This is a genomic window from Arthrobacter sp. TJ-217 (genome assembly GCF_058269255.1).
The window spans coordinates 238,164-250,066 of the sequence record NZ_JBZCNJ010000001.1 but is presented as its reverse complement, the minus strand read 5'-3'; the positions used below and the strand labels follow the sequence as shown (position 1 = coordinate 250,066).

At 67.0% G+C, this 11,903-nt stretch carries 9 protein-coding genes; 6 read left to right on the top strand and 3 right to left on the bottom strand.

Translation table 11 applies throughout. The features are described 5' to 3' along the window. The first annotated feature begins 120 nt into the window (after positions 1-120). Positions 121-1,140: a glycosyltransferase family 4 protein gene (locus tag AC4D2R_RS01285; RefSeq protein ID WP_490936706.1), complete on the top strand. Its 1,020-nt coding sequence runs from the start codon at positions 121-123 to the stop codon at positions 1,138-1,140. Between the two features lie 98 nt (positions 1,141-1,238). Next, complete coding sequence (locus tag AC4D2R_RS01280; protein WP_490936704.1) at positions 1,239-3,368, top strand: amylo-alpha-1,6-glucosidase; 2,130 nt, start codon at positions 1,239-1,241, stop codon at positions 3,366-3,368. Between the two features lie 18 nt (positions 3,369-3,386). On the opposite strand, the gene AC4D2R_RS01275 is transcribed toward AC4D2R_RS01280, so the two are convergent. Together AC4D2R_RS01275 and rarD are read right to left on the bottom strand one after the other, a co-directional pair. Continuing rightward, positions 3,387-4,694, bottom strand: a complete 1,308-nt coding sequence (locus AC4D2R_RS01275) for an erythromycin esterase family protein (protein ID WP_490936702.1) — start codon at positions 4,692-4,694, stop codon at positions 3,387-3,389. A 204-nt stretch (positions 4,695-4,898) separates the two neighbouring features. After that, on the bottom strand, positions 4,899-5,900 hold the full coding sequence (rarD, locus tag AC4D2R_RS01270) for an EamA family transporter RarD (protein WP_490936700.1): 1,002 nt from the start codon (positions 5,898-5,900) through the stop codon (positions 4,899-4,901). Between the two features lie 200 nt (positions 5,901-6,100). On the opposite strand from rarD, the gene AC4D2R_RS01265 reads away from it, so the two are divergent. From AC4D2R_RS01265 to AC4D2R_RS01250, 4 genes are all read left to right on the top strand, one after another. Then, complete coding sequence (locus AC4D2R_RS01265) at positions 6,101-7,543, top strand: FAD-dependent oxidoreductase (RefSeq protein WP_490936698.1); 1,443 nt, start codon at positions 6,101-6,103, stop codon at positions 7,541-7,543. Between the two features lie 60 nt (positions 7,544-7,603). Beyond that, positions 7,604-8,929, top strand: a complete 1,326-nt coding sequence (locus AC4D2R_RS01260; RefSeq protein ID WP_490936696.1) for a transcriptional regulator — start codon at positions 7,604-7,606, stop codon at positions 8,927-8,929. A gap of 105 nt (positions 8,930-9,034) precedes the next feature. Further along, the gene (gene exaC / locus AC4D2R_RS01255; RefSeq protein WP_490936694.1) at positions 9,035-10,558 is read left to right on the top strand and encodes an acetaldehyde dehydrogenase ExaC; all 1,524 of its coding nucleotides are present in this window, start codon (positions 9,035-9,037) and stop codon (positions 10,556-10,558) included. Positions 10,559-10,567: 9 nt separating this feature from the next. Beyond that, a complete protein-coding gene (locus AC4D2R_RS01250; RefSeq protein WP_490936692.1) occupies positions 10,568-10,954 on the top strand; it encodes a DUF779 domain-containing protein in 387 nt (128 codons plus the stop codon). Positions 10,955-11,126: 172 nt separating this feature from the next. Here the strand turns inward: AC4D2R_RS01250 and AC4D2R_RS01245 are convergent, their stop codons facing one another. After that, positions 11,127-11,768, bottom strand: a complete 642-nt coding sequence (locus AC4D2R_RS01245; RefSeq protein ID WP_490936690.1) for a TetR/AcrR family transcriptional regulator — start codon at positions 11,766-11,768, stop codon at positions 11,127-11,129. Positions 11,769-11,903: the final 135 nt, after the last annotated feature.

Sequence of the window (11,903 nt, the reverse complement as noted above, 5' to 3'; positions counted from 1 at the left end):
GGCTTAGCATCAACGTACTGAACTCCCCGGAAGGCGAAGTCCGCGCTGGGCTGCACCGCGATGCCCTTTCCAGCGAAAGTCGCGACAATCCGGGGAGACGGCAGTGCGAGGCGTTTCACGATGCGTGTTGGGTTGATCGCAGGACCGTGGCTTCCGGTTCCGCCGCTGGGTTACGGCGGTGTTGAGTTGATGGTCGACTCCCTGGCGCGGGGCCTCACCGAAGCCGGCCACGAAGTGCTGCTGGCAGCCCCGGCCGACAGCAAGTGCCCGGTTCCGTTGCTTCCGGGAACCGACGTTTCGGATCCTTCGCCGCTCGGCATCACCGGCTCGGAGCTGCCGCACGTTGCGCGCGCCTATGCCGGGCTTGCCGACGTCGATCTCATCCATGACCACACCCCCACGGGACCGTTGTACCGGCACCGGCCACCGGGCGTGCCTGTGGTTGCAACGATCCACAACCGGTTGACCCCCGTCAGCCGCGCGGTGTACCGGACCGCGTCGCAGGACACGGCGATCATCGCGATCTCCCACAGCCAGCTCAGCGGCTCGCCGGATATCCGGGTGGCCGCCGTCATTCACCACGGCATGGACTTTTCCGCCGTGCCGGTCGGACAGGGGAAGGGCGGCTATGTCTGTTTCCTCGGGCGCATGTGCGCGGACAAGGGCGTGGTCGAGGCAATCATCACCGCCCGGGCCGCCGGAATTCCCCTGAAGATCGCGGCGAAAATGCGTGAAGCCATTGAACTTCAGTACTTCCACGACGCCGTGGAACCGATCCTCGGGGCGAATGAGGAGTTCCTCGGTGAGGTTGCCGACGGCGACAAGTACGCGCTCCTGGGGGACGCGGGTGCCCTTTTGAACCCGATCCAGTGGCCGGAACCCTTCGGGCTGGTGATGATCGAGGCCCTTGCCACCGGCACACCGGTGGTCACCACTCCGCTTGGAGCTGCCCCCGAAATCGTCGAGCCCGGGGTGACAGGATATTTCGCCGACACCCCTCAAGCGCTGGCACCGCTCCTGACCTCGGCGGCGGGACTGGACCGGCGCGTCATCCGGGCCCGCGCCGAGGAGCGTTTCAGCGCCGAACGCATGGTCAGGGAGCACCTGGCCCTGTATCTCCAGACCGCGACGGCGGGGTGAGCCGTAGCAAATTGCCCCGCAATTCGGGTTGCGGGACGATTGACGGGGGCGACGGCCCAACGGCTTGTCGGTAGCGGAATATCGATAGGGAGCGGTCCATGAACGCATGGAATGCGGATACTGCTGCGGGTTCACCGGGCCTCGGTGCAGTGACCATCGTTGAAGGTTCCTCATTCTGCATCTCGGCCCAGAGCGGAGACATCCTTCCCGGCCTTCCCCAGGGCGCGTTCTACCAGGACACCCGCATCCTCTCGCGGTGGCAGCTCACTGTCGACGGCTCCCCGCTGGAACCCCTGACGGCGGGAACGCGGGAACCCTACCGGGCGGTCTTCGTCGGCAGGCCGGGCGGATCCGATGGTGGTGCCGACAGCCCCATCGTTGTGGAACACGAACGCGAGGTCGGCCCGGGGCTGCGCGATGACATCAAGGTCCGCAATTTTTCGCAGCGGCAGGTCAGCTGCCGGATCCACATCCTTATCGATGCCGACCTCAGCGACCTCTTCGACGTCAAAGGCGGAAGGATCCCCACCTCAAAGGAGTGCACACGGCAGGTCCGCGGGGATGAGCTGCGGATCGATTCGGCGCGGAACGGGTCCCAGCGGGGGGTTGCAATCAGCGCGCCCGGAGCGGTTGTCACCGAGAGCGCGCTCCTGTTCCTGGCGGAAGTCGGGCCGCGGGAGTCGTGGTCGGTCCGGATCATCAGCACCCCCCTCGTGGAGGGTGCCGGCCCGGATGAGCCGTTTTCACCCACCGCAGACTCGGTGCACCATGTTGCGGCGCGCCGGTATGCCGACTGGGAGCGGGAAGTCCCCCGGCTCTCGATCACCGACAGGAACGTCGAACACGTTCTCACCCGCAGCCAGGAGGACCTCGGCGCCCTGAGGATCTTCGATCCAGACGACCCGGGACGGGCGGCTGTGGCAGCAGGCGCCCCCTGGTTCATGGCGCTGTTCGGCAGGGACTCCCTCATCTCCTCCTACATGGCGCTGACCGTGGATCCCTCGCTGGCCACCGGAACCCTCCAGACCCTTGCGTCGATGCAGGGCGCGAAGGTTGACCGGGCAACCGAGGAGGAGCCCGGACGGATACTGCACGAGGTCCGGCTGGGAACCAGCGGGGGGATCGCCCTCGGCGGAAACCACGCCTACTACGGCACCGCCGACGCCACCCCCCTGTTTGTGGCACTCCTCGGTGAACTGGGCCGCTGGGGCCTGGCGAACGACCTGCTCTCCTCCCTGCTGCCCCACGCCGACCGGGCCCTGCAGTGGATCGAACGGTATGGCGACCGCGACGGCGACGGGTTCGTTGAATACGGACGGAGGAACGACCACGGCCTGGTGAACCAGGGGTGGAAGGACTCGTGGGACGGCATCAACTTCGCCGACGGGCGGCTGGCCGAGGCTCCACTGGCGCTCTGTGAGGTGCAGGCCTACGTCTACAGTGCGTACCTGGGGCGGGCACTGCTGGCACGGCAGCTCGGAGACGACACGGGCGCCGCACGGTGGGCGCACAAGGCTGCGTATGTGAAGGCCGAGTTCAACGACCGGTTCTGGCTGCCGGACAAGGGCTACTTTGCCGTGGCGCTGGACAAGGACAAGGAACCAGTGGATGCCTGCGCCTCAAACATGGGCCACTGCCTGTGGCTGGGCATCGTCGACGCCGACAAGGCGCCCCTGGTGGTCGAGCGGCTCATGTCGCCGGAGATGTTCACCGGATGGGGGATCCGCACGCTCGCCTCGGACATGGGCGCCTACAACCCGGTCAGTTATCACAACGGCTCCGTCTGGCCGCACGACACCACCCTGGTGGCCGCGGGCATCATGCGGTATGGATTCGTCGAGGAAGCGGTCAGGGTTGCCCGGGGACTGTTCGACGCGGCAGAGCACTTCGACGGCCGGCTGCCTGAGCTCTTCTGCGGCTTCTCCCGCGACGAGTTCGCCGATCCCGTTCCCTACCCGACGTCGTGTTCCCCCCAGGCCTGGGCCTCGGCGTCGCCGGTTCACCTCCTGCGCACCCTCCTTCGCTTCGACCCCCTCCTTCCGCAGGGTGAGGTGTGCCTGGCCCCGGTCCTGCCGGAGGAATTTGGGAGCATCAGCGCAGGCAACGTCCGGCTCGGCGCTTCACGGGTCACCCTGCGCGGCGAGGGAAGGGACGGGACCATCGAAGGACTCCCGGACGGGCTGAAGCACCGCCCCGGCCCCCGCGGGCCCCTGGAGGATCTCTTCTAGGCCCTGCACGCCCTCCGGCTAGGTTCCGGTTGGCCAGGTTTCCATCTCGTTAGCGTGCCCGTGCCTCAAGTTTTCCTGCAGGGCCGAAAGGGCCGTTGTCTCATCGATCCACAGGAAGGCGTCATACCTCCTGTTCAGCACCGTCGGCACATAGTTGCCCCACCGCTCGGCGTGGGGGTAGTACACCACCCCGATGGCCCGGTGGCCGCTGGACGCGCCCGCCCAGTCGCCCTCCGAGCCGTCGAAGACGAACAGGGCGGAACGGTCTTCGCCCAGCGCGTCGTGGAGGAAGCTTTCGGTGCTGCCCTTCCTTGCCGCCGGCATGGTCATCGAGCGGACGGCCCCGCCCCATTTGGAGGAGGCCAGCACCTTCCCGTGGTGCGACCCGAAACCGACAAGCACGACCTCCTCCGGGGGATGGGCTTCCCTGACCAGCTGCCCGACGTTGACCATTCCGGCATCGGCCATATTGGTCCAGCGGGCATCCCCGATATGCGTGTTGTGCTCCCACACGACGGCCTTCGCGCCGGGGCCGTGGTGCTTCATCAATTCCTCGAGCGTCTCCACCATGTGCCGGTCACGGACATTCCAGGAATCCGGCCCGCCCTTCACAACGGTCCGGTAATAGGCCTCCGCCCCAGCGGCCGAGCGCGCGTTCTGTTCGGCGTTGAAGCGGCTCGACCTGTCGGCGTCGCCGGCCTCGGCGATGTAGCTTCGAAGTTCCGTCAGGAGCCTCAGGACTTCGGACTCGCATCCGCTGGGAACCCACTGCGTGGCCCGCGCATAGGACTGCGGGTCCTCCGCATAGGGCTCGAAGCAGCGGAAGGCCTCGAGTGCGATGTCGACGTGCTGGGGGTGGTGCTGTTCCAGGTACCCAAGCGCCGCCCGCAGGGAATCCCACAGGCTGTACACGTCGAGACCGTAAAAGCCCGCCCGGTTATCCGGCGCACGGCCGGCGTTGAAGCGTCGGAGCCAGCGGGTGAAGTCGGCTACATCGTCGTTCGCCCACATCCAGGTCGGCCAGCGGTCATAGCCGCGCAGCACCTCGACGGGATCCTCCGGCGCCTCGGGTGCGGAAGTCACCGAACGGTGCACGGCGTAGCAGTCCGGCCAGTCGCCCTCGACCGCCACGAAGGTGAACCCCTTCTCTTCGACGAGGCGCCGGGAGAGCGCCGCCCGCCATGCATAGAACTCGTGCGTCCCGTGGGAAGCCTCTCCGATGAGGACGTACCGGGCGCCGCCGATGCGCTCAAGCAGGGGATCGAGGTCCATTTCCGACCGCAGCGGCAATGCCGCTTTCCTGGCCGATGCTGTCTCGTTCTCCATGGATCTCGCCTCAGCTCCCAGGTGCGGACCTCAAGAAAATCCCGATTCCTGCCATCCCGGGCGTGAATGGACGGATCCCCTGCCCCTGACGGCTCATGTTCCCGACGCTATCGACACTATCCCGGTCGGGCGCGGCCCGCAGGTGGACCGTGCCTGGCTTTTTCCCCTTGCGCCGCGACGGCGAAATGCCTAGCCGGCGTGCGGCTAGGAGGAAATCCGGGCCGCCTTGTCCCCTGAGACCGCGACGCCCGCCGCGGGCCTGCGCGAACCCTTTCCGGGGCGGGCGGAGCGGCGTACGGTCCGCAGCATGTCAATGGTCAGCAGGGCCAGGCCAAGCCACACCAGGCTGAACCCGATCCACCGCTCCAGCGGCATTTCCTCGCCGAGCACCAGATAGGCAAGGAGGAACTGGAGAATCGGAGCCAGGTACTGCAGCAGCCCGATCGTGCTCAGCGGCAGGCGGCGGGCGGCGGCCCCGAAGAAGATCAGCGGCACAGCGGTGATCACCCCGGAGGCGGCCATGATCCAGAAGTGGGCGCTTCCCTCGGAGGTCAGGGTGGCGGAGCCGGTTGAAGCGAGCCAGATCATCACCCCGGCAGCGACGGGCGCCAGCAGCGCGGTTTCAATGCTGAGGCTGGAAACGGCGTCGACGCGCGGGCCAACCCGTTTCTTGACGAAGCCGTACAGGCCGAACGAGAAGGCGAGCGTCAGCGCGATCCACGGCACCGACCCGTACCCGACGGCCAGGACAATGACGGCGACGAAACCCATTCCGATCGCCACCCACTGCAGCCGCCGGAGCTTCTCGCGCAGTACGATCACGCCCAGCAGCACCGAAACGATCGGGTTGATGAAGTACCCCAGCGCCGCCTCGATGGCGTGCCCCGTGGTCACCCCGTAGGTGTAGGTGAGCCAGTTCAGGGCGATAAGGGCGCTCGCCACGGCCAGGATCCCCACAATGCGGGGGGTGCGCACCGCCGCGGTGACCGTCGGCCAGGCTTTCATGACCGTCAGCAGGAGGGCACAGAACAGCAGCGACCAGAGGACGCGGTTCGCAACGATCTCAACCGGTCCGGCGGGCTTGAGCACGATGAAGTAGAGGGGAAGCAGGCCCCACAGCCCGTAGGCACCGATGCCATACAGGATGCCCAGCGAGTTTTCACTGCGGGCCGGGCGTTTCGGTTTGGCTTCTGTTGCTCCGGTCACATTCAAGCGAACCGGTTCGGGCGGGCTTTTATTCCGCCGCTCACTGCGCCGGGCGAGCCCCGCCGCCGAGCCCCGCCGCCGGGCCGCGGCGGCAATCCGTGACGGTGATCCGCGCCACTGTTTTAGACGGCCCCTAGGAGCGGCATTTAGAATAAGGGACTGTGCGCTAATTGCGCAGAATATCCATCGGGAGTGTTTCCATGTCGGAAGAAGGCAAATCAGTGTCTACCTCAGCCGGGGGACGCCCGCTGCGGGTCGCGATCATCGGATCCGGGCCGGCAGGCGTTTACGCCGCGGATATCCTGACGAAGTCCCACCAGGTCCAGGGAGGCGACTTCGAGGTCAGCATCGACCTCTTCGACCAGTACCCGGCGCCCTACGGACTGATCCGGTACGGCGTGGCCCCCGACCATCCGCGCATCAAGGGCATCGTCAACGCCCTGCACAAGGTGCTGGACCGCGGTGACATCCGGTTCCTCGGCAACGTCCACTACGGCCGGGACCTCACCCTTTCGGACTTCCGCCGCTTCTACGACGCCGTCATCTTCGCCACCGGAGCCGTCAAGGACGCCGACCTCAATATCCCCGGCATCGAGCTTGAGGGATCCTTCGGGGGCGCCGACTTCGTCTCCTGGTACGACGGCCACCCCGACGTCAGCCGCGAATGGCCGCTGACCGCCAAGGAAATCGCGGTGATCGGCAACGGCAACGTGGCCCTCGACGTCGCCCGGGTGCTCTCCAAGCACGCCGATGACCTCCTGACCACCGAGATCCCCGACAACGTCTATGCGGGGCTGAAGAGCTCACCCGTGACCGACGTCCACGTCTTCGGCCGCCGCGGGCCAGCGCAGGTGAAATTCACCCCGCTTGAGCTGCGTGAGCTTTCCCATTCCCGCGACGTCGACATCGTCCTGTACCCGGAGGACTTCGACTTCGACGAAGCCTCCGAGCAGCAGATCGCCTCGAACAACCAGACCAAGACAATGGTCAAGACGCTGACCAACTGGCTCGTCGAGGACGAGCCCACGGGCGCCTCCCGCCGGCTCCACCTGCACTTCCTCCACACCCCCGTGGAGATTTACGACTCTCCGGAGACCCCCGGCAAGGTAGCCGGAATCCGCTTCGAGCGCACCGAGCTCACCGGCGAAGGCACCGTCCGCGGAACCGGTGAATTCCTTGACTACCCGGTGCAGGCCGTGTACCGGGCAATCGGATACTTCGGGTCCGAACTTCCCGAGGTAGGATTCGACGCCGTCCGCGGGGTCATCCCGAACGAGGGTGGACGGGTCATCGATGTGGACGGCAACCCCGTTCCGGGCATCTACGCAACGGGCTGGATCAAGCGCGGCCCCGTCGGGCTGATCGGGCACACCAAGGGCGACGCCCTTGAAACCATTGGGTTCCTGCTTGAGGACCGCCTTAACCTGCCGCCCGCGGAAGACCCCTCCGAGGACGCCGTCATCGCCCTGCTGGAGGGCCGTGGCGTCGAGTACACCACGTGGGAGGGCTGGCTGAAACTCGACGCACACGAGCTCAAACTGGGTGCCAACTACGTCAACACCACGGGCAGTGCCGAGCTCATCCGGGAGCGGGTCAAGGTGGTCCCGCGTGATCACATGATTGCGATATCGCGCGGGAAGTGACCTCGGTTACACTGTGAGTCCCGGCCGCCCGGTGTGGCGGGACACACGAGTGGAGTGAAGATGCCGCTGTCCCGACAGTCGCCCCTGGGGGAGCTCTCGTCGCATTCCGTGCAGCAGCGTGCCTTCGCCGCCCATCTCGCACTCGGCCAGGGATCCGGCGTCGACGGCGACCTCCGCGGCCTCGTCCGCGATTCCTGGCTCCGCTCCCTGGCGCACCTGCGCAGCCCCGAGGGCGCCCAGGCGCGGGTGAGCCTGTCCGAGGACGAACTCGAGGATTACCGCCAACGCCACCCGCTGGCCGCCGTCATGCCCGTCATCGAACGCCTGCTGGTCCAGCCGAGCAGGGACAGCGGGCTGCTCGTGGCGGTGGGCGACGAGAACGGCCGGCTCCTGTGGGTGCACGGGGAGCATTCGCTGCGCCGCAGGGCTGAGCAAATGCTGTTCACCGAAGGCGCCGACTGGTCCGAGTCTGCGGTGGGGACCAGCGCGCCGGGCACAGCCCTGGCCCTCGGGGAAAGCGTGCAGATCGCCGGCGCCGAGCACTTCAACGCCCAGGCGCACCCCTGGAGCTGCACCGCCGTACCGGTGCACGACCCGGATACCGGGGCGGTGCTCGGCGTCGTCGACATCACCGGGGACTCCCAGGCCGTGGCCGGTCACACGCTTGCCCTTGTCGAAGCCAGCGTCGTCGCCGCTGAGTCCCAGCTGAGCATTCAACGGCTCCAGAGCCGGCTCGCCAAGCCCGGGCACCGCGCGGCGGCGAAGCCCGCAACGCTGTACCGGGACAGCCTGCAGATCCTCGGCAAGGATCCGGGGGTCCTCCACGCCGGCGGCCGCACCATCGAGCTGACCCTGCGCCACGCGGAACTGCTCACCCTCCTGGCACTTCACCCCGAGGGCCTTTCCGCGGAACAGCTGGCGGTCATGGCCTATCCGGAGCACGCCTCGGTGACCACCGTCCGGGCCGAGATGCTCAGGCTGCGCAAGGCACTGGCCCACTCGGCCGGAGCGCTCGTGCCGAGGTCGCGCCCCTACCGGCTGCCGTCCGAGCTGGTCGTCGACGCCGTCCAGGTCCTCAACTACCTGCACCGCGGCGCCCACAGGCTCGCCTTGGGCATGTACAACGGGCAGGTGCTTCCCCGCTCGCAGGCGCCGGCGGTCCTGCGGCTGCGCAGCGAAGTCAGCTGCCTGCTGCGCGATGCCGTGCTGAACGACGGCGGCCTCGACACCCTGCTGCGCTACCTCCAGCTCCCCGAAGCCGAATACGACGCCGAGGCGTGGCAGCTGTCCCTGAAGGTCCTTCCGGCGCGCTCGCCCAAGCGGGCCGCCGTCGTCGGGCACATCGAATGGCTGGAGCAGGAACTGGGCGTACCGGGCCGGGTCTGACCGCCGCCGCGTGCCTGGTGCAACGTTGATGCAACATACCGGCCCCTAGCGTCGGGCGGGTGGATAAGGACGTCCACCGTGTAACCAAGTTCAAGGAGTTGGACAATGACTGTTTACGCCCAGCCTGGCCAGGATGGTTCAAAGGTCAGTTTCAAGCCGCGCTACGAGAATTGGATCGGCGGCGAATGGGCTCCTCCGATCAAGGGCCAGTACTTCGAGAACATTTCGCCGGTGACCGGGAAGGCCTTCTGCGAGGTCGCACGCGGAACCGCGGAGGACATCGAACTCGCCCTCGACGCCGCGCACAAGGCGGCCCCGGCCTGGGGCAAGACATCGGTTGCGGAGCGGGCGGCGGTCCTAAACCGGGTGGCTGACCGGATCGAGGAGAACCTCGAAATGCTCGCGGTCGCCGAAACCTGGGACAACGGCAAGCCCGTGCGCGAGACCCTCGCCGCTGACCTTCCCCTGGCAGCCGACCACTTCCGGTACTTCGCCAGTGCCGTCCGTGCACAGGAGGGCGGGATCTCCCAGCTCGACGACGACACAACGGCCTACCACTACCACGAGCCGCTGGGCGTGGTCGGGCAGATCATCCCCTGGAACTTCCCCATCCTGATGGCCGTCTGGAAGCTCGCCCCCGCGCTCGCCGCGGGCAACGCCGTCGTGCTCAAGCCGGCGGAGCAGACACCGACCTCAATCCTCGTGCTTATGGAACTGCTCAGCGACATCCTCCCGGCAGGCGTTGTCAACGTGGTGAACGGGTTCGGCGTGGAGGCCGGCAAGCCCCTTGCCTCCTCGAAGCGCATCCGCAAGATCGCATTCACCGGCGAGACGACCACGGGCCGGCTGATCAGCCAGTACGCCAGCCAGAACCTCATCCCGGTCACCCTTGAACTTGGTGGAAAGAGCCCGAACATCTTCTTCTCGGATGTGGCGCAGAACAACGACTCGTTCTACGACAAGGCGCTCGAAGGGTTCGCCCTGTTCGCCTTCAACCAGGGCGAAGTGTGCACCTGCCCGTCGCGGGCGCTGATCCAGGGCTCGATCTACGACTCCTTCATGGCCGACGCCCTCGCCCGCGTCGAGAAGATGGTCCAGGGCAACCCGCTCGACACCGACACGCAGGTCGGAGCGCAGGCCTCCAACGACCAGCTCGAGAAGATCCTCTCCTACTTCGACATCGGCCGGCAGGAGGGGGCGAAGGTCCTCACCGGCGGTGAGCGGCTGATGCTCGACGGCGACCTCGCCGAGGGCTACTACGTGAAGCCGACCGTGTTCGAGGGAACCAACAGCATGCGGGTCTTCCAGGAGGAGATCTTCGGGCCGGTCGTCTCGGTCACGCGGTTCTCGGACTACGCCGAGGCCCTCGAGATCGCCAACGACACCCTCTACGGGCTCGGCGCAGGCGTCTGGTCGCGCAACGGCAACATCGCCTACCGCGCCGGCCGCGAAATCCAGGCCGGGCGGGTCTGGGTCAACAACTACCACGCCTACCCGGCCGGGGCCGCGTTCGGCGGGTACAAGTCATCGGGCATCGGGCGGGAAAACCACGCGATGATGCTTGACCACTACCAGCAGACGAAGAACCTCCTGGTCAGCTACTCCGAAAACAAACTGGGGTTCTTCTAAGGAGACGCAGTGACAGTTGATGCCTCGGTGGTCATCCCGGGGGAGGATTTCTCCCGGGTGGCCCTGACGGATCCGGCGGTGGAACTGCTGCGCAAGCTGTGGGACCTCCACGGACCGCTGATGTTCCACCAGTCCGGAGGGTGCTGTGACGGATCCTCGCCCATGTGTTATCCGGCGGGGGACTTCATCACGGCCGAGGCCGATGTGCTGCTCGGCGTCCTCGACATCGCGGACGACGGCAGCAGGCTCATCGACTTCTGGATGTCCCGCGAGCAGTTCGAGTACTGGAAGCACACGCACCTGACCGTTGACGTCGTGCCCGGTCGGGGGAGCGGGTTCTCCGTTGAGGCACCCGAGGGCAAACGGTTCCTCATCCGCTCGCGGCTGATGCCCTAGCGGCATCCTTCACGGACGGACAGCATTGCACCGCAGGAGCCCCGGCCCAGCCGGGGCTCCTGCTCTATGCCGAGGCCGGCCGCGCTCGTTTCCAGGCACGGTCCCGGCGAAGCGGCCGCGGGAGGCCCCGTATGCACCGGCCGGTGGCACCGCAGTCTTCGGGCGGCCGGGCTCAGCCCTGCGGCAGGCTTCCGGGAACCAGCGAACCGCGGGCCGCACCGACCATTCCTTCAACCGCGTGGGCGAGGTGCGCTCCGCGGTCGTTGACGCCGTTCCAGCGCACGAGGGCCTGGGCGTTGAGTCCGTCGATCATGCCCAGGATCTGCCAGGCGACTGAAGCAGCATCCGGGGTTTCAAACTTCCCTGCCGCAATGCCGGCTTCGACCACGTCCTGCAGCACCGCCTGCCAGGCGTCCATCTGCTCCCTCACGCTTGCCGCAAGGGCCTCGTTCCGGCGGCCCAGGGACCACGCTTCGACCCAGACCGCCGTCACGTCAAGGCGGCCGCCGTCGAGCAGGGTGTCAAGGAGCAGTGCGAGCCGCTCTGGGGGGTCCGGGAGCCGGTCCAGCATCGCGGCGACCTCGGCCGTCTCGGCCGCGACGATCGTGGAGAAGGTGAACGCCACAAGCGCGTCGACATTGGGCTGGTAGTGCGCGACAAGCCCCGAGGCGACTCCCACCCGTGCCGCAACGCTGCGCAGCGAGATCGCCGACAGCCCCCGCTCGAGGGCGAGTTCCCGGGCCGCTTCGGCGATTTCGGCGGCGCGTTCGGAGGGAGGCTTCCGCGCTGCGCGCTTGGATACGGTGCTTGACATCACGTCCCAGTCTAAAGTAGTTTTCAACTCTATTGATCATACGATCAATAAGCGGTTCCGCACCCGGTGCCGCACCAGCACGAACCCTGCGCCTGCTCCGGCAAGGATGCCGCGCATGGCCGAATCACGGAGGAG

Coding starts and splice junctions, on each gene's coding strand:
- AC4D2R_RS01285 (WP_490936706.1), top strand. CDS start 121: ATGCGTGTTGGGTTGATCGCAGGACCGTGGCTTCCGGTTCCGCCGCTG.
- AC4D2R_RS01280 (WP_490936704.1), top strand. CDS start 1,239: ATGAACGCATGGAATGCGGATACTGCTGCGGGTTCACCGGGCCTCGGT.
- AC4D2R_RS01275 (WP_490936702.1), bottom strand. CDS start 4,694: ATGGAGAACGAGACAGCATCGGCCAGGAAAGCGGCATTGCCGCTGCGG.
- AC4D2R_RS01265 (WP_490936698.1), top strand. CDS start 6,101: ATGTCGGAAGAAGGCAAATCAGTGTCTACCTCAGCCGGGGGACGCCCG.
- AC4D2R_RS01260 (WP_490936696.1), top strand. CDS start 7,604: ATGCCGCTGTCCCGACAGTCGCCCCTGGGGGAGCTCTCGTCGCATTCC.
- exaC (WP_490936694.1), top strand. CDS start 9,035: ATGACTGTTTACGCCCAGCCTGGCCAGGATGGTTCAAAGGTCAGTTTC.
- AC4D2R_RS01245 (WP_490936690.1), bottom strand. CDS start 11,768: ATGTCAAGCACCGTATCCAAGCGCGCAGCGCGGAAGCCTCCCTCCGAA.